This window comes from Corallococcus caeni (assembly GCF_036245865.1).
GTDB lineage: Bacteria > Myxococcota > Myxococcia > Myxococcales > Myxococcaceae > Corallococcus > Corallococcus caeni.
Genome location: NZ_BTTW01000011.1, coordinates 126,155 through 142,450 on the forward strand (window position 1 = coordinate 126,155; position 16,296 = coordinate 142,450).

Here is a 16,296-nt window from a genome sequence, read left to right on the forward strand (position 1 = left end):
TTTTCGCGTGGTGGTGGCCGTGATCTGGACGGCCCGTTTTTTCCGCGCGAGAAAGCCGGCACGAATGGCGGACATCATCGACATCACGCTCCTCGCGGACGTCCGACGCTTCTTCCAGAAGCTCATCGAACAGCGCGGGCTGTCCTACTTCCTCCAGAAAGACGGTCCTCGGCTGTTCCAGATCGAGCCGACGAAGGTCGAGCTGGTCCTGCGCACCGCGATCCGCACCCGCGACCCGGAGCTGCCCCGGCCTCACGAGAAGGCCATCGAGCACTGCCGCCTGGAGCTGCGCCGCGAGCTGATCCGCCGCGTGGCCAGCGCCATGCTCCAGACGGGGCTGTGAGCCGCTTCTCGCTCCGCACCGCCTTCCCGCGCACCCCCAACCCGCTCTCCCAGGCCGTCGCCGAGCGCCTCGCGCGCGGGCTGCCCCTGCTGGACCTGGCGGAGACCAATCCCACCCGCGTGGGGCTGCCCCTGCCCGCCGCGGAGCTGCTGCTGGCGGGCGCGGCGTCGCCAACGGCTTCCTCCCTTCTCCCGGAGCCCGTCGCAGGACGCGGCGGCCCGTCGCAGGGCGCGGCGGCCCGTGACGGCGCCCTACCGGCGCGGCCGGGCAGGGAGGGCGGCTCCACGCCCTCGCCCTTCGTCTACGCACCGGAGCCCTTCGGCCTGCCGTCCGCGCGCCATGCCGTGGCCGCGCACCTGTCCCGGCGGGGCCCGCCCGTGGAGGCCGCGCACGTCGTCCTCGGGGCCAGCACCAGCGAGGCCTACGGCTGGCTCCTGAAGCTCCTGTGCGACCCCGGGGACAACGTCCTCGTCCCCGCGCCGGGCTACCCCCTGGTGGACGTGCTGGCGCGCCTGGAGGGCGTGCACGCGCGCTCCTTCCGCCTGCCCGCCGTGCATGGCTTCGGGCTGGACGCGGGGCAGGTGGAGGCCGCCGTGGACGCGCGCACCCGCGCGGTGCTGGTGGTGAACCCGGGCAACCCCACGGGCCACTTCCTGCACGAGGACGAGCTCCACTCGCTCGCGGACGTGTGCGCGCGCCACGGCCTGGCGCTCATCAGCGACGAGGTGTTCTCCGACTTCGCGTGGGACGCGGAGGCGGGGAGGGTGACGTCCGTGGCGGGGCGGCCCCTGCCGTGCCTGACGTTCTCGCTCTCCGGCCTGTCCAAGGTGGCGGGCCTGCCCGGCCTCAAGCTGGCGTGGCTGCACGTGGGCGGCCCCGCGCACGCGCGCGACGAGGCCCTGGCCCGGCTGGAGGACGTGGCGGACGCGGCGCTGTCCGTGGCCACGCCGGTGCAGCTCGCGCTGCCGGCGCTGCTGGCCCATGCGCCGCGCTTCCAGCAGGCGGTGCTGGAGCGGGTGAAGGGCAACCGGGAGCGGCTGCTGCAAGCGCGTCCGGCGGACGCCGCGTGGGACGTGGTGGCCTCGCACGGCGGCTGGAGCGCGGTGCTGCGCATCCCCCATCACCCCGGCGAGGAGGCCACCTGCCTGCGGCTCCTGGAGGAGGGGGTGCGCGTGCAGCCGGGGTACTTCTTCGACTTCGGCGGCGGTGCGTACCTCGTGCTGTCGCTCCTGCCGACGCCCGAGGTCTTCACCGCCGCCCTGGTGCCGCTCCTGCGCGTGCTCAGTCCACCGGCGGGTTGATGAGCTGCACGGTCTTGAAGGCGCTGTTCTCCACCTTGAACAGCTCGTAGGGAGAGGGCGCCTCGCCCGTCTCGTTGTTGAAGTCCAGCTCGCCGCTGGCGCCGCGCACGTTGATGGTGGCGCCGGAGCGCAGCACCTCGCGCGCCGCCGTGAACTGCGTGGACCCCAGCGAGTAGGTGGTCGCGGTCTGGCCCGCGGGGGGCGTGAGCTTCGTGAGCCCCTCCGCGATGCGCGGCCCGGTCACCGGCTGCGGGTTGTTGGGGTCGTTGCCCACCGCGTACGCCGCGCCCAGCGTCACCAGGTACATGGCGTCGTACGCGTGCGCGGTGAAGGAGAACTGTCCGGGGTCCGTCCTGTAGGCGGTGATGAAGCGGTCCGCGAACAGCTTGTAGGTGGAGTCGCTGGGCCGCGCGGACGCGGGCGCCGTGCCGTAGGCGCCGTTGAGCTGCGCCTTGTTGGCGCCCAGGTTCGTCAGCAGGGTGAGGTCCTTGCTCGCGTCCGTGAGGAACCAGCGGTTGCCGTTGGCCACGGACACGCCCTGGCCCACGGCCTCCGCGAGCAGCCGCGCGTTGTCCTCGGGGAAGCCCGCCAGCACCGTGAGGTCCGGCTTGAAGGTCACCAGCCGGCTCACCGCGCCGCTCACGGACTCGTTGCGGTTGTACTGCGCGCCCGCGACGTTGTCCTTGTTGGGGATGCGGTTCTGGATGGCGTCGTACAGGCCGTTTCCGTACGAGTCGTTCACGTACGCCACGCCCACCTTGTTGGGCGGGGTGAACGTCACGCCCGGGTCGTTGATGGGCGTGACGCCCTGGAGCACGTCCGCGATGACGCGGCCCTGGAGCACATCCGAGGGCGTGGTGCGCCAGACCAGGCCCACGCTGCCGCCGTTCTTGTCCGACAGCGTGGTGAACGCGGAGCTCGTTGCCGTGTGGCTCATGAGCAGCACGTTCTTGGGGACGGTGATTTCACTGATGGCGAGCGTCTGCGCGCTGCCCGCGCTGAACAGCGCCACCGCGCCCTTGTCGTTCACCATCCAGGCCGCCTGCGTCACCGCCCGGCTCACGTCCGCGCCGGTGTCGCAGACGTACATGACGAACTGACGGCCGCCCACGCCCTGCGCCTGGTTCACCTCGTCCAGCGCCAGCTTCAGGCCGTTGAAGCGCTGCTGCTCAATCTCCGCGTTGCCGCTCGCGTTGGTGAGCGGCAGCGCCGCGCCCAGCACGATGGGGTTCGCCGCGGACGTGGCGCCCACCACCTGGTCGCACCCCGCCGGCTGCGGCAGGCAGAAGCCCGACGTGCAGACGCTGTTGCTGCCGCAGTCACTGCTCGTCGTGCACTCGGACAGGCCGCCCGCCGTGGTGAAGCTGCACCCGGACGACAGCAGCGCCATGCCCAGCGTCATCATTCCCAGCGCGCGCATCAGAAACGTCCTTCCATGCCGACCCCGGCGCCGCGCGGCGCGAGCGTCACGCGGACCTCGCCCTGCGCGGGAGGGCCCTCTTTGGGATACAGGATGATGGCGGTGATGGCCCCCGCGAGCCCCACGCCGAAGCCGATGTCCGCGAGCAGCGCCTTGCTCTTGGTGCTGTCCGACAGCCGCTGCTTGTCCGCGAGCGTGCCGGCGTTGTCGAACTGCTCGCGCTGGTCGCGCGCCTGCAGGCCGAAGAGCACGCCCACGCCCACGCCCACCACCGCCACGCCGCCCGTGGCGAACGCCGCGATGCGCTGGTTGCGGTAGGACTTCACCGCGCGGTCCATCTCCGCCTGCCGCTGGCGCTCGCTCTCCTCCTCCGCGCGCCGGGCCGCCGCCTGCTCCTCGTCCGCCTTCTGCCGCGCGGCCTCCGCCTCCGCCTCCAGGCGCTTCCGGTCCGCGTCCGCCACCGCCTGGGCCTGGTCCTCGCGGTCCAGCTGCACCCGCAGCCGGTCGATGGCGCGGTTGCTGTTCTTCAGCAGGGTGGGGTCGGTGTCCTCGCTGGAGGACGTGACGTACTGGCGATAGAAGCTCATCGCCTCGCGGGGCTCGCCCGCGTACTCCAGCGCCACGGCGATGTTGTAGACGAGCCGCGGGTGCGGCTGCGCCTCGTTGGCCTGCTTCAGCGCCTCCGCCGCCTCGCGGTACTTGCCCGCGTCGTAGAGGCGTTTGCCCTCCTTCAACAGGGCCTGGACGTTGACCTTGGAGCCACCCCGCTGCGCCAGGGCGGACCCGGGCGACAACGCAAGCGCCAGCGACAACACGAAAACCAGTCTCATGGGGCGGGGAGCCTAGCGCCGAACATTCCGGCCGTCGAAGCGCTGGCCCCCCGAAAAAGCGCCGGGGCCACCCCCACCCCTGTCGCGACAGGGGAGGAAGCGGCCCCGGAAGGGCCTTCCCAGGCGTCAGACGGCGATCAGCCGTCCAGGCGCGCGATGAGCAGCTTGCGCTGGAGCATCAGGGCCTCGGGGGCCTTGGTGCCCAGCTGCTCGAAGAAGACCTCCTGGCTCTTGAGCTCGGACTTCCACTCGTCCTCCTTGATGGAGGTGGCCTCCGTGATGGCCTCCGCGGGCAGGTCCAGGCCGTTGAGGTTCAGGCCCTGGTCCTGGCGCGGCACCCAGCCCAGCAGCGTCTCCTGCGTGGGGACGCGGCCGTGCACGCGGTTCACGATCCACTCGAGGACGCGCATGTTCTCGCCGAAGCCCGGCCAGATGAACTTGCCGTTCTTGTCCTGGCGGAACCAGTTGACCTGGAAGATCTTCGGCAGCTGCGGGATGGACTTCTGCATGTCCAGCCAGTGCTGGAGGTAGTCGCCCATGTGGTAGCCGCAGAAGGGCAGCATGGCCATGGGGTCACGGCGCACGACGCCCACCTTGCCGGTGGCCGCCGCGGTCGTCTCACTGCCCATGGTGGCGCCCAGGAACACGCCGTGGGTCCAGTTGAAGGCCTGGAGGACCAGCGGGACGGTGTTGGAGCGGCGGCCGCCGAAGATGAGCGCGCTGATGGGAACGCCCTGGGGGTCGTTCGCCTTGCCGGACAGCACCGGGTTGTTGCTCATGGGCGCGGTGAAGCGGCTGTTCGGGTGCGCCGCCTTCTCCGCGCTGCCCTTCTTCCAGGGCTTGCCCTGCCAGTCGGTGAGCTCCTCGGGGACCTCGCCGTCCTTGCCCTCCCACCAGACGTCGCCGTCGGGCGTGAGCGCCACGTTGGTGAAGAGCGTGTCCTTCGCGATGGTCTCCATCGCGTTGGGGTTGGTCTTGTAGTTGGTGCCCGGCACCACGCCGAAGTAGCCGGCCTCCGGGTTGATGGCGTACAGGCGGCCATCCGGACCGGGGCGCATCCACGCGATGTCGTCGCCGACGGTTTCGATCTTCCAGCCCGCGTACTCCTTGGGCGGGATCATCATGGCGAAGTTCGTCTTGCCGCACGCGGACGGGAAGGCCGCGGCGATGTACGTCGTCTCACCCTTGGGGGAGGTGACGCCCAGGATGAGCATGTGCTCCGCGAGCCAGCCCTCCTCGCGGCCCAGGTAGCTGCCGATGCGCAGCGCCAGGCACTTCTTGCCCAAGAGCACGTTGCCGCCATAGCCGGAGCCGAAGCTCCAGATGGTGTTGTCCTGGGGGAAGTGGCAGATGTAGCGGCGGTCCGGGTTCACGTCGCCCGTGGAGTGCAGGCCGCGGTTGAAGTCGTCGCTGTCGCCCAGCATGTCCAGCGCGGCCTTCCCCATGCGGGTCATGATCCGCATGTTGAGGACCACGTAGTCGCTGTCCGTCAGCTCCACGCCAATCTTCGTGGAGGGGCCGCCCAGCGGGCCCATGGCGTAGGGCACCACGTACATCGTGCGGCCCTTCATGCAGCCTTCGAACAGCTGGGAGAGCTTCGTGTAGGCGGCCTCCGGCTCCATCCAGTTGTTGGTGGGGCCCGCGTCCGTCTTGTTCGGCGTACAGATGAACGTGAGGTGCTCGACGCGCGCCACGTCGTTGGGGTTGGAGCGGTGCAGGTAGCAGCCCGGGCGCTTCTGGGGGTTGAGCGGGATGAGCGTGCCGTCCTTCACGGCCTGCTCGGTGAGGCGCTGCTTCTCCGCCTCCGAGCCGTCACACCAGACGATGCGGTCCGGCTGGGTCATCGCGGCCATCTTGGCCACCCAGGCCAGCAGCGTGGGGTTCTTCGTGGGCGCCTGCTCGGTGGCGGCTGCCGCTTGCGTCGAAGCCATGGAGGTCTCCTCGGGGTATCTCTCGGAAGAAACACCAAACCTTCTGGACCGGGGCCCCAAAATCAACTGACGTCCGGCAGTCAACCGGACTTTCGACCGCTCTGGTCTAATTCCACTTATCAGCGCCCGGTCGCCCATCAGTAAACGGCGCGGTGCGGCACGCGCTGGCAGCGCGTCATTCCGTGCGCAGGTTGGGGAGCGCACCCACTCCATGTCCATCGCCCTCGTCCTGGCCGTCATCGTCGTCGCGTTGGTCCTCTTTTCCATGGATTCCATCCCCATCGAGTTCACCTCGCTGGTGGTGGTGTGCCTGCTGGCGCTCTCCGGGGTGCTGACGCCGGCGCAGGCGTTCGAGGGTTTCAGCAACGACACCGTCATCTTCATCTTCACTCTGTTGGCGATGACGCAGGGGCTCGCCGCCACGGGCGTGGTGCAGATGGTGGGGCAGCGGATGGCGTTCTTCGCGCGCTTCGGCCACCAGGCGTTCGTGCTGGCGATGATGGGCGTGGTGGCGGTGTTCTCCGCGTTCATCTCCAACACGGTGACGACGGCGGCCTTCCTGCCGGTGGCCATTGGCGCCGCGCAGCGGGCGAAGGTGCCGCGCAGCAAGGTGCTGCTGCCGCTGGCGTACGCGTCCATGCTGGGCGGCACGGTGCTGCTGTTCGGCACGTCCACGAACCTGGTGGTGTCCGCGGCGCTGAAGCGGCAGGGGATGGCGCCCATTGGCGTGACGGAGCTGGCGCCGGTGGGGCTGCCGGTGGTGCTGCTGGGCATCGCGGTGGTGGTGCTGCTGGGGCGGTGGCTCCTGCCCGCGCGCGAGGGCAAGCCGGGCACGGAGGGCTTCACGCTGCGGGACTACCTCACGGAGGCCGTGGTGCCCGGGGACTCGCGCTACGTGGGCAAGCCCCTGTCGGAGATCAGCGAGGGCCTGGGCCTGCGCGTGATTGGCGTGGTGCGCGACGGCGAGACGCTCGACGCGAAGCCGTCCTACGTGCTGACGGGCGAGGAGCGGCTGCTGGTGGAGGGCCGGCGCGAGGATGTCCTCCGGGTGAAGGACCTGCAGGGCATCGAGCTGCGGCCGGACGTGCGGCTGTCGGACGCGGAGCTGGAGGGGCCGGAGTCGATGCTCGCGGAGGTGGGCGTGCCGCCCGGCAGTCCGCTGGTGGGGCGCAGCCTGAAGGAGACGCTGTTCGTGGAGCGCTTCGGGCTGGTGGCGCTGGGGCTGCACCGCCGGCCTGGAATCCAGCGGCTCACGAAGCTCCAGTTGCTGCGGCGCGCCTACCACCGCCACTCGCTGTCCACGCTGCCCCTGGCCGTGGGGGACGTGCTGCTCTTGCGCGGCCCCCGTCAGAAGGTGGCGGAGCTGGCGCCGGGCCATACGCTGATGGTGCTGGAGGGCCACGAGTACGAGCCGCCGCGCTACGCGAAGGCGCTGCTCGCGGTGATCATCTTCCTGGGGTCGCTGGTGGCGGGTTCGCTGGGCTGGGTGCCGCTGTCGCTGGCGGGGCTCACCGGCATGCTGCTGATGATCGCCACCGGGTGCGTGGACGCGCGCACCGCGTTCCGTGTGGACTGGCGGGTGGTGCTGCTCATCGGCGCCATGATGGCGCTGGGGCTGGCCATGGAGGTGAGCGGCGCGGGGAAGTTCATCGGCGACCACGTGGCGCGGCTGGGCCAGTACGGTGGGCCGCGCGCGGTGCTGGCGCTCTTGATGGTGCTGACCATCGTGCTGTCCGCGCCCATGAGCAACCAGGCCGCGGCGCTGGTGGTGCTGCCGGTGGCCCTCAACGCGGCGGCGCAGCTGGGCGTGGACGTGCGCCCCTTCGCCATGGGCGTCACGCTGGCGGCGAGCTGTTCGTTCATCACCCCGCTGGAGCCCAGCTGCGTGCTCGTCTACGGGCCCGGGCACTACCGCTTCACGGACTTCTTCCGGCTGGGCACGCCGCTGACCGCGGTGCTGGTGGTGTTCCTCGTCTTCGCCGTGCCCGTGGTGTGGCCGTTCCACGCGGCCTGAGCCTTCAGTGGATGGCCGCGCGCAGCCCCACGTCCGCGAGCACGCGCGACTCCTGCGCGAGGAGGTATTGCAGGCGCGCGTCCACGGCGGCCTCGTCGCCGTTGGACGCGGTGACGGCCAGGCGGTGGAAGAGGGACTGGTGGCCGTCTTCCGACTGGGCCAGCTCCCCGTAGAAGCGGGCGAGCGCCGGGTCGGTGAGCCCCTCCGCGAGCAGGGAGAGCCGCTCACACGAGCGCGCCTCGATGATGGCGGCGACGAGCAGGCGGTCCACGCGCCGCTCCGGGGCGGGCGTGCGCACGTGCTTCTGGAGCCCCTGCGCGTACGGGTCGCCCGCGTCCTTCGTGAGGGTGAGGCCGCGCGCGGCCATCAGATCCAGCACGCGCGCCAGGTGGGCGCTCTCCTCGCGGGCCAGGCGGGCCATCTGCGAGGGCAGGCCGGGCAGGTCCGGGTAGGCCTGGAGCATGGACAGCGCGTTGGCGGCGGCCTTCTTCTCGCAGTGGGCGTGGTCCACCAGCACCGCGTCGAAGTGGGCGAGCGCCAGCGGCAGCCAGCCGGGGTCGGTGGGCGCGTGGAGGATGACGGGGCCCGCTCCGGAGAGGGGGCGGCGGGAGGGTGTGGGGCGGCTGCTCATCGCGGGCGGACTGTAGGGCATCCGCCGGGCGCCGTGCGCGCTTGAGTCGCACGCCAAGGGGCGGGCCTGCTCCCTCCCGGGACGTGCCGGCGGCGCGCGGTGGGGGGCCGCCCACTCGCGCGCGGTCGGGGACGGGCTAAAGCGGCGGGCGCGTGCCTTCCTTCGCGGCGATGAGGGTGACGACGTAGTCCGTACCCTCCTGCGCCTCGCTGGCGACGAAGATGGAGCCCGGCCACGCGCGCAGGCCGTCCATCATGAAGGGCCCGCTGTCGGCCGCGCTCCGGTGCACCAGCTCCACGCGGCAGAGCGTGGCGCGGCAGTCCAGCGCCTTCACGCGCGAGCCGGAGGGCAGGTGCTGGCGCAGGGTCTCGTTGAGCGTCTGCGTGGCCCGGCCACTCCAGTCGCTGTCCACCGGCTCCTCGGCGAAGGCGGTCATCACGCGCGTGCGCGACTGTTCGAAGGACGGGGGCGGCAGGCGCATGGGCGGCGGCGGTGGCACTTCATCCGGGGCCTGCGCGCCGTCCTCCTCCGTGGCGCCGGGGGACTTCGCCTGGGCCGGGGCCTGCGCGCGTGAAGTGGCGGGCTGCGCGGCCTGCGTCGCCCACAGCCGCATCGCGGTGTCCGCGGCGGCGCGGCGCTCGGCCAGGTTCGCGTCGGTGCTCGCCGCGCTCTTGCGCACCTGGGCCCGCAGCTCCTCCAGCTCCGTTTCGGACGACTGCTGGTGGCTCACGAGCGCGAACAGCACGCCGGCGATGGCGGCCGTGTTGGTGAGGGCGAGGACGGTCTGGAGCCGGGAGGACATGGGGCGCTCGCGGGAGGCGGAAGAGGAAGAGGAACGGGCCGCGCGAAGGGGAGGAAGGTGAAGCCTTCGCGCGACCCCTGCATCGGGACCGCGTCTTGCCGCCGGGCTCGTCACCCGGCGCAAGTCAGGAGCCGTACGTCAGTCGATGGTGAAGCCACCGATGACGCCGCCCGACTGCAGGCCGCAGCGGAAGACGATGGCGAAGTCCTCCCACACGTAGCGGTCGCCCGTGTTGAGGGTCTGCCACGCCATGGGGCCGGCCACCGTGTACGTGGTCGCGCCCAGGTTCGCGCCGTTGCCCACGCCGTTGACCGTGGTCGTCTCGCACCAGCTGTTGTTGCCGTAGATCTGCACCGTCGTCGGGTGGTAGCCGACCGTCCACATGGGCACCGTGGCGATCGCCAGACGCGTCGTCGTACAGTTGTTGACCAGCGCGGAGTAGCTGCTCACGTTGAAGCACGACGCGTCGGACGCATAGGCGGCCTTGAACGCGGCGCCCGGGTAGTACTGCCACGCGGCCGCGGTCCCCGCGCTCAACGCCACCACACCGAACGCGCACACCTTCGCCAACGTCTGGAAACCCTTCATGGACTGCTCCCTGGGGATGCGGCGGTGATTGGGGCCGCCGGGCTCGCGAACACGCGCGCCGCGACGCCTGGGAGCAAGCGCCATGCCCCAATCCGGGATGGCGTGCTTTCGGTCGTTTACATGTCTTTATGACAATGCCTGTTGTTCCGGGAGCAACAGGCAGGTGTTGCCTGTGTTGCCGCCGGGGCTACTCCACCAGCACGAGCCGCTGGGTGCGGCCGGCGTGGTAGCCCACCTTGCGCGCGATGCGGGCGGTGCTCTCGTCGCGCTCGTCGACGCGCAGGGCCAGCCGGGGCAGCGAGGACAGCAGGTGCCGGGAAATCTGTCCCAGGCACAGCGTGGCGTGGCCCTGGCGGCGGCGGGACGGGGGCGTGTACATGCCCTCCAGCTCCGCGCCGAACTGCGAGCGGCAGCCGATGTCCACCTTGAACACGAGCTCGCCGCCCTCTTCCAGCACGTAGGTGCGGCGCTGGCGCACGCGCTGGAGGACGCGGGCCTCGTAGTGGGTGGGGTCCTCCGCCAGCGGGTCCCGCTCCAGGATTTCGCGCACGTAGCCCTGGGCCAGGGGCAGCAGGCGGGGCACGTCCTCCTCGCGGGCCAGGCGCAGGGTGGGGTTGGTGAAGGGGCCCAGGTCGTCCGCGGAGACGCTGAACAGCCGCTGGGTGCGTGACAGGCGCGGCTTGCCTTCGCAGAGGCTTCGCACCAGCGCGTCCACGGCGGCCTTGTCCCCCACGGTGGCGCGCAGCTTGAGGCTGGGGGCGAGCGCGTCCGCGATGACGCCGGTGGCGCTGGCGTCGCTGGCGCTGGGCACCACGAGCCCGCCCTCGCCGCCCACGAAGACGGCCGCGGTGAGGACGCCGCTGTCGAAGCGGCCGTGGAAGGCGAACGCCGCCTGGCGCTCCGGCGCCGCGATGCCGAACTCCTCCAGCAACCCCAGGAGGTAGAGGTTGTGGACGGGATCCTTCGCCAGGAGCGCGCGCAGGGCGTCCGTGTGGGAAGGCGCGAGCTGTTCGACGGTGACGGGCATTCGCGGGGGGACGAAGGGGGGCTGAACCTTACGCGCAACCCGACCTCACGGGCCAGCGTCCCCAGGCACGGTGAACCGGAACGGGTAGAGCACTGTCGCGGACCCGCCAAGATGGGGTGCCGGGAAGCGCGCGTCCAGGAGCGAGTCCAGCACGCACGCCTGCACCATGGGGTCCGGGATGGTGCTGGAGACGAGCACGCCCCGGTTCATCTTCCCCTCGGAGCCCTCGCCCTCCACGGTGAAGCGCAGCTTCACTTCCTGTGCGCCCCGGTTGCGTTGTGCGGCGTCCTGGAAACATTGCTGCACGAGCGGAGTCACCGCCTGAATGGCCAGGCGCAGGTCCTCCGCGTCGATGCGGCCGGAGGAGGCCTCCACCACCGGCTCCACCACCTCCACGCGGCGCGGGTCGGGGGCGTCCCAGGCCTCGCCGGGCGGGGGGGGGCGGGGCGGCTCGCGCACCGGCGCGGCGGGGGGCGGGGCCCGGGGGGCTTCAGGCGCGGGGGCGGTCGCGCGCGGCGGTGGGGCCCGGCGAGGCTCGCGCGCCGGCGCGGTGGGCCCGGGCGGCTCCGGCGCGTCCGTGAAGCGCGTCACCCACGCGGCCCCCAGCGTGAACAGCAGGAACAGCCCCAGGCTCAGGCCGGGGATGAGGAGCCAGCGGAAGAGGGTGCGGTTCGAGGATGCCATGGGCCGGGAGCCCGCGTGTCATACCCGCCTCACGGGTGGGCCGTGAAGCGGGGATGCACGCGAGCGCCCGAGGCTACGGATACACCTCGCGCCGCGACGTGGTGGTCGTCGTGGGCGTCGTCGGAGGCGTCACCACCGCCCCTTCCGCGCGGATGCGCTGCTTGCGGCTGACGCCCAGCGTGGCGCCGAGCACCGCCGCGACGAGCCCCAGCAGCAGCCCCGCGAAGATGCCCCAGAAGGCGCGGCCGGAGCGGTCCGCCACCTTCAGCGCGCCCTGCTCCACCTGCTGGCCCACCTGGCCTGCCTTGGCCTTGACCTGGGTCTTGGCCTGATCCACCTGCTGCTCCACGCGGTTGGCCACGTCCTCCGCGTCCTGGCGCGACAGCTTGGTGTTCTGCGCGATGTTGCTCACCAGCAGCTCGCGGTCCACGTGGCCCTGGCGCACGCCTTCGGTGACGATGTCCTTGGTCGCCGCCTCCAGCTGGTTCGCGGTGACGGCGGGCTTGCCCTGTTCCCGCAGGCGCTTGTTCACCGGCGCGAGCGCGTCGTTGGCGTCCAGACCGAACGCCTTCGCCGCCTCACCGCCGCCCGTCACGGCCCCCACCGCGGCGGTGCCACCCGCGCCCACCGCTGCCTTGCCCACGCTGAACACCGCGCCCAGCAAGTTCGACAGCACCATGCCCAGCACCACGACGCCCGCGATCGTCGTCAGGCCCCAGAGCACCGCGCCGTGCAGCGCGCCTCCCGCCTTGTCCACGATGCCCGCGCTGCGTGCGGCCACCAGGCCGCCCACGAAGAGCGCGACCAGCGGGACGATCACGCTCCAGATGCCGGTGAAGATGCCCGCGGACTTCGCGCTCTCCGCGTGGGCCGGGTTCACCGACGACAGGCCCAGCGCCAGGCCCAGCGTGGAGAGCAGGATCCAGACGCCCAGCGCGACGAAGGTGCCACCAAAGATGGCGCCCCAGCTCAGCTTGTACGCACTTCCCGGCACCGCTGGGATGTTGCCGGCGCGTTCGCTTTCAACAATGGCTGCCATTGGACTCCACCCTCGCTTCCCGTGAGTCGTCCTGGCCGCTCGGACATGGCCAGGACGTACGTGTCTGGGATGAAGGTGTGCACCAGTCAGACCGCTTCATTTCACTGCCTCACGGCCGCTCCGCCCGGAAGGGTGGGACGGACGGCCGGGTGAGCCTCAGCGCAGGCCGAGCGCGTCGAGGAGCAGTGCCTCGCGCGCCACCACCGGCGCGCGCGGGAGCACGTCCGTGCGGTAGCGCGCGACGAGCGCGGGCAGCGTCACCGGGCCGCCGTCGCCCAGGCCGCTCCACGCGGCGAGCAGCCCCAGGACGTGCTCGGGAGGCCGGCCGCGCGCGCGCAGCTCCGCGAGCGCGAACGCCCCGTCGCGCTTCGCCAGCCGCTTGCCGTCCTCGCCCATCACCAGCGGCACGTGGAGGAACGCGGGCGCGCTCAGGCCCAGCGCGGCGTAGAGCTGGAGCTGCCGGGGCGTGGAGGGCAGCAGGTCGTCCCCGCGCAGCACGTGGGTGATGCGGCTGGCCGCGTCGTCCACCACCACCGCGAGCTGGTAGCTGGCCACGCCGTCGTTGCGGCGCACCACGAAGTCTCCCACCAGCGCCTGGACGTCCTGCGCCTGGGGGCCCATCAGCTCGTCCACGAAGCGCACCTCTCCCGCCCGCGCGCGGAAGCGGTACGCGGGGGCGCGCGTGCGGGAGCGCTCGGCAACCTGTGCGGCGGTGAGGTTCGCGCAGGTGCCGGGGTAGCGCGGGCCTTCGTCGGACAGGCCGTGGGGGGCGCTCGCCGCGCGGGCGATCTCCGCGCGCGTGCAGAAGCACGGGTAGATGAGCCCCTCGCGCTCCAGCTTCGCCTGGGCCTCGCGGTAGACGCCGTCGCGCTCGCTCTGCACCAGCGGGGGCTCGTCCCAGTCCAGGCCCAGCCAGCGCAGGTCCTCGTAGAGGTCCTGGAGGAACTGGGGGCGGCAGCGCGCGCGGTCCAGGTCCTCGATGCGCAGGAGGAACGCGCCGCCCGCGGCCCGGGCCTGGAGCCAGCCCAGCAGCGCGCTTCTCACGTTGCCCAGGTGCATGCGGCCGGTGGGGCTGGGGGCGAAGCGTCCTCGCATCGTGGCGGCAACCATAACTTCCCCGCCCGGCGTGCTGGGAGAGAATGCCCCGCTGCTCCCTTCCGTTTCGTGGGATGTGACCGCCTCCATGCGCTTCCTGCACTGCTCCGACGTCCACATCACCGAGGACTACTTCGCCCTGCCGCTGCGCAAGCTGGGCTGGCGCCGCTGGGTGGCGCTCGTGGAGCTGACGGCGGGAGGCCGGGCGAAGGCCTACCGGAACGCGCAGGCCACGCTCTCCGCCATCGCCCGCGACGCAGGCACGCACGGCGTGGACCACTTCATCCTGTCCGGCGACCTCACCGCCTACGCCCTGGAGGGCGAGTTCCGCGCCGCCCGCGCCGCGCTCGGCCCCCTGGCCCCGACGCCCGCGCGCTGCACCGTCATCCCGGGCAACCACGACGTCTTCACCCCCGGCGCCGCGCGCAGTGGCCGCTTCGCCCGGCACTTCGGGGACCTGCTGGAGAGCGACCTGCCCGACTACCGCCGCGAGGGCGCGTTCCCCTTCGTGCGGCTGGTGGGGGAGGGCGCCGCGGTGGTGGGGCTGTGCTCCGCGCGCCCGCTGCCCACGCCGGGCCTGTCCTACGGCAGCGTGGGACAGGCGCAGCTCGAAGGCCTGGCGGCCCTGCTGAAGGACGCCCGGCTGGACGGCCGCGCCATCCTGGTGGTGGTGCACCACGCGCCGAAGAGCCCCGCGAACCACGCGGACGGCTGGCACCACGGGCTGCATGACGCGGACGCGCTCCTGAAGCTCTTGCCGGGGCCGCGCTTCGCGGTGCTCCACGGCCACATCCACCAGCGCTACCACCACCCGGCCACGCAGGACCGGCCGCATCTCTTCGGCGCGGGCTCCTCCACCCAGGCGGGGAAGGAGGGCTACTGGCTCATCGAGGTCCAGGACGGCCTTGTCGTGGGCGGCACGAAGCACATGCCCGCGCTGTGACAGTTCTCCCGGGCGGCGGTACAAGGGGCGCACATGACCCCGGTGCCCCCGTCCCCACCCGCTGAGTTGTCCCTGGAGGAGTACCGGTTCCTGCGCCAGCTGGGGCGTGTCACGGACGACCTCCTGGAGGAGAGCCTCCGGGAGCGCGAGACGCTCACCCAGTGCTTCCGGCGCTGCTTCCCCACGCTGCTTCAGCACCTGGGCGCGCGCGCCATCGCCGTCACCACGCGCGACGAGGAGCTGGTGGAGCAGACGTGGAGCGAGGGCGACTGGGGCGGCGTCTTCCCCGGGGGCCTCCTGGCGGGGCCCATGGGCCTGAGCGTCCACGACACGGGCACGCTCCTCACCCAGACGCTGGACGTGGCGGGCTCACCGGTGGGCACGCTGGGCGTGCTCTACGCGGGGCCGCCGGGCGACGCGGGCGTCACCGCGAAGCGCCTGCGCGCGCTGGACGTGGTGGCGGAGGAGCTGGACACGGTGCTGATGCTGGTCCACACCGCGTCGGAGAAGCACCAGGTCATCCTCCAGTGCAACGAGCACCTGGCCAACCCCGTCTTCGAGGCGGGCATGGACCACGCGGTGCGCACGCTGGCGCAGCGGGTGCGGCTGCCGGGCTTCCTCCTGCTGTACCGCGACGCCGTGCAGCCGCACGTGCTGCACTACCGCACCTACCGGCACGGGCAGCTGGAGTACGAGAGCGGAGAGCAGCCTGGCGCGTCGCTGGAGTCGCTGCTGCACCAGCACGGCACGCGGCTCCTGCACGGGGACGCGGGCGTGCTCAAGCGCCTGTTCGACGGGCGCACCACGGAGGCCGTGCTCATCTCCGCGGCCACGCGCAGCGAGCCGCTGGGGAAGATCGTCGTCTGGAGCAACGAGGGCTTCTCCGCGTACGCCATGGACCTCATCCGCGTGCTGGCGTCCACGCTGAGCCAGCGCCTCCTGGACTACAACCGCGAGCGCATCCACCTGTCGCAGTTCTTCCCCACGGGCGCCATCGACGCGCTCTTGGAGGACCCGGACTACGCGCGGCACCTGCGCGCGCAGGTGCAGGAGGTGGGCATCCTGTTCGCGGACATCAACGGCTTCACCCGCATCTGCGAGCAGGGCTTCGACAGCCCGCGCAGCATCGGCCGCTTCGTGGACGAGTGGAGCGCGCGCGTCGTGGACTGCATCTGGGCGCACGGCGGCGTGTTCGACAAGATGGTGGGTGACTGCGTCATCGGCCTCTTCGGGCCGCCCTTCTTCCAGACGGACCGCGTGCGCCGCGCGGAGGCGGCCGTGCGCGCCGCGCAGGACATCCAGGCCTTCACCGCGGAGTTGAGCGAACGGGAGGAGGTGGCCGCGCTGTGCCGCCGGGTGAAGCTGCCGGGGCTGGGCGTGGCGGTGGGCGTGAACCTGGCCCCCGCGAACTGCGGCCTCTTCGGGCCCAACCGCAACTACACCGCGTTCTCCAGTGGCATGAACCAGGCCGCGCGCCTCCAGTCCCTGGCGGGCTTCCGGGAGACGCTGGTGATGGAGAGCGTGCACGAAGCGCTGAGGCAGTCGCGGGAGCCCTTCGTGCGCAAGCTCCAGTTCGGCCCCCTCACGGAGACGCCGGTGAAGAACGTGGCCCAGCCGCTGCGGCACTATCAGCTCAAGCCGTAGCGGC

The 16,296-nt window shown here is 71.8% G+C and carries 15 protein-coding genes; 5 read left to right on the top strand and 10 right to left on the bottom strand.

The genetic code is table 11. The features are described 5' to 3' along the window. Positions 1–64 precede the first annotated feature (64 nt). Both AABA78_RS34780 and AABA78_RS34785 read left to right on the top strand, forming a co-directional pair. Entirely contained in the window at positions 65–343 is a 279-nt protein-coding gene (locus AABA78_RS34780) for a hypothetical protein (RefSeq protein ID WP_120529476.1), read from the top strand. Continuing rightward, complete coding sequence (locus tag AABA78_RS34785; protein WP_338269780.1) at positions 340–1,644, top strand: pyridoxal phosphate-dependent aminotransferase; 1,305 nt, start codon at positions 340–342, stop codon at positions 1,642–1,644. Before AABA78_RS34780 ends, AABA78_RS34785 begins: the two co-directional genes overlap by 4 nt. Here the strand turns inward: AABA78_RS34785 and AABA78_RS34790 are convergent. From AABA78_RS34790 to AABA78_RS34800, 3 genes are all read right to left on the bottom strand, one after another. Then, on the bottom strand, positions 1,625–3,064 hold the full coding sequence (locus AABA78_RS34790) for an ABC transporter substrate-binding protein (RefSeq protein WP_338269781.1): 1,440 nt from the start codon (positions 3,062–3,064) through the stop codon (positions 1,625–1,627). The genes AABA78_RS34785 and AABA78_RS34790 overlap by 20 nt on opposite strands. After that, positions 3,064–3,894, bottom strand: a complete 831-nt coding sequence (locus AABA78_RS34795; RefSeq protein ID WP_338269782.1) for a tetratricopeptide repeat protein — start codon at positions 3,892–3,894, stop codon at positions 3,064–3,066. The genes AABA78_RS34790 and AABA78_RS34795 overlap by 1 nt, the downstream gene beginning before the upstream one ends. 137 nt (positions 3,895–4,031) lie before the next feature. Continuing rightward, the gene (locus tag AABA78_RS34800; protein WP_338269783.1) at positions 4,032–5,825 is read right to left on the bottom strand and encodes a phosphoenolpyruvate carboxykinase (GTP); all 1,794 of its coding nucleotides are present in this window, start codon (positions 5,823–5,825) and stop codon (positions 4,032–4,034) included. A 211-nt stretch (positions 5,826–6,036) separates the two neighbouring features. On the opposite strand from AABA78_RS34800, the gene AABA78_RS34805 reads away from it, so the two are divergent. Next, positions 6,037–7,839, top strand: coding sequence for an SLC13 family permease (locus AABA78_RS34805; protein ID WP_338269784.1), 1,803 nt, complete (start codon positions 6,037–6,039; stop codon positions 7,837–7,839). Positions 7,840–7,843: 4 nt separating this feature from the next. On the opposite strand, the gene AABA78_RS34810 is transcribed toward AABA78_RS34805, so the two are convergent. The 7 genes from AABA78_RS34810 to gluQRS form a co-directional block, all read right to left on the bottom strand. After that, complete coding sequence (locus tag AABA78_RS34810) at positions 7,844–8,470, bottom strand: MiaE family protein (protein WP_338269874.1); 627 nt, start codon at positions 8,468–8,470, stop codon at positions 7,844–7,846. 136 nt (positions 8,471–8,606) lie between these two features. After that, positions 8,607–9,272, bottom strand: coding sequence for a hypothetical protein (locus AABA78_RS34815; protein WP_338269785.1), 666 nt, complete (start codon positions 9,270–9,272; stop codon positions 8,607–8,609). Positions 9,273–9,410: 138 nt separating this feature from the next. Next, positions 9,411–9,860, bottom strand: coding sequence for a hypothetical protein (locus AABA78_RS34820; protein WP_338269786.1), 450 nt, complete (start codon positions 9,858–9,860; stop codon positions 9,411–9,413). A 187-nt stretch (positions 9,861–10,047) separates the two neighbouring features. Then, the gene (locus AABA78_RS34825; protein ID WP_338269787.1) at positions 10,048–10,887 is read right to left on the bottom strand and encodes a GNAT family N-acetyltransferase; all 840 of its coding nucleotides are present in this window, start codon (positions 10,885–10,887) and stop codon (positions 10,048–10,050) included. Positions 10,888–10,932: 45 nt separating this feature from the next. Further along, positions 10,933–11,571, bottom strand: a complete 639-nt coding sequence (locus AABA78_RS34830) for an AgmX/PglI C-terminal domain-containing protein (protein ID WP_338269788.1) — start codon at positions 11,569–11,571, stop codon at positions 10,933–10,935. A 73-nt stretch (positions 11,572–11,644) separates the two neighbouring features. Continuing rightward, positions 11,645–12,610, bottom strand: a complete 966-nt coding sequence (locus AABA78_RS34835) for a hypothetical protein (RefSeq protein ID WP_338269789.1) — start codon at positions 12,608–12,610, stop codon at positions 11,645–11,647. Positions 12,611–12,766: 156 nt separating this feature from the next. After that, on the bottom strand, positions 12,767–13,705 hold the full coding sequence (gene gluQRS / locus AABA78_RS34840) for a tRNA glutamyl-Q(34) synthetase GluQRS (RefSeq protein WP_338269790.1): 939 nt from the start codon (positions 13,703–13,705) through the stop codon (positions 12,767–12,769). Positions 13,706–13,793: 88 nt separating this feature from the next. Here gluQRS and AABA78_RS34845 point away from each other — a divergent pair, with 88 nt between their 5' ends. Next, a complete protein-coding gene (locus AABA78_RS34845; RefSeq protein ID WP_338269791.1) occupies positions 13,794–14,648 on the top strand; it encodes a metallophosphoesterase family protein in 855 nt (284 codons plus the stop codon). A gap of 33 nt (positions 14,649–14,681) precedes the next feature. Next, on the top strand, positions 14,682–16,292 hold the full coding sequence (locus AABA78_RS34850; protein ID WP_171419478.1) for an adenylate/guanylate cyclase domain-containing protein: 1,611 nt from the start codon (positions 14,682–14,684) through the stop codon (positions 16,290–16,292). The last annotated feature ends 4 nt before the right edge of the window (positions 16,293–16,296 follow it).

Bases quoted from the DNA above. Each gene is read 5' to 3' on its own strand.
- AABA78_RS34780 (WP_120529476.1), top strand. From the start codon at position 65: ATGGCGGACATCATCGACATCACGCTCCTCGCGGACGTCCGACGCTTC.
- AABA78_RS34790 (WP_338269781.1), bottom strand. From the start codon at position 3,064: ATGCGCGCGCTGGGAATGATGACGCTGGGCATGGCGCTGCTGTCGTCC.
- AABA78_RS34795 (WP_338269782.1), bottom strand. From the start codon at position 3,894: ATGAGACTGGTTTTCGTGTTGTCGCTGGCGCTTGCGTTGTCGCCCGGG.
- AABA78_RS34800 (WP_338269783.1), bottom strand. From the start codon at position 5,825: ATGGCTTCGACGCAAGCGGCAGCCGCCACCGAGCAGGCGCCCACGAAG.
- AABA78_RS34805 (WP_338269784.1), top strand. From the start codon at position 6,037: ATGTCCATCGCCCTCGTCCTGGCCGTCATCGTCGTCGCGTTGGTCCTC.
- AABA78_RS34810 (WP_338269874.1), bottom strand. From the start codon at position 8,470: ATGAGCAGCCGCCCCACACCCTCCCGCCGCCCCCTCTCCGGAGCGGGC.
- AABA78_RS34815 (WP_338269785.1), bottom strand. From the start codon at position 9,272: ATGTCCTCCCGGCTCCAGACCGTCCTCGCCCTCACCAACACGGCCGCC.
- AABA78_RS34820 (WP_338269786.1), bottom strand. From the start codon at position 9,860: ATGAAGGGTTTCCAGACGTTGGCGAAGGTGTGCGCGTTCGGTGTGGTG.
- AABA78_RS34825 (WP_338269787.1), bottom strand. From the start codon at position 10,887: ATGCCCGTCACCGTCGAACAGCTCGCGCCTTCCCACACGGACGCCCTG.
- AABA78_RS34830 (WP_338269788.1), bottom strand. From the start codon at position 11,571: ATGGCATCCTCGAACCGCACCCTCTTCCGCTGGCTCCTCATCCCCGGC.
- AABA78_RS34835 (WP_338269789.1), bottom strand. From the start codon at position 12,610: ATGGCAGCCATTGTTGAAAGCGAACGCGCCGGCAACATCCCAGCGGTG.
- gluQRS (WP_338269790.1), bottom strand. From the start codon at position 13,705: ATGCGAGGACGCTTCGCCCCCAGCCCCACCGGCCGCATGCACCTGGGC.
- AABA78_RS34845 (WP_338269791.1), top strand. From the start codon at position 13,794: ATGCGCTTCCTGCACTGCTCCGACGTCCACATCACCGAGGACTACTTC.
- AABA78_RS34850 (WP_171419478.1), top strand. From the start codon at position 14,682: ATGACCCCGGTGCCCCCGTCCCCACCCGCTGAGTTGTCCCTGGAGGAG.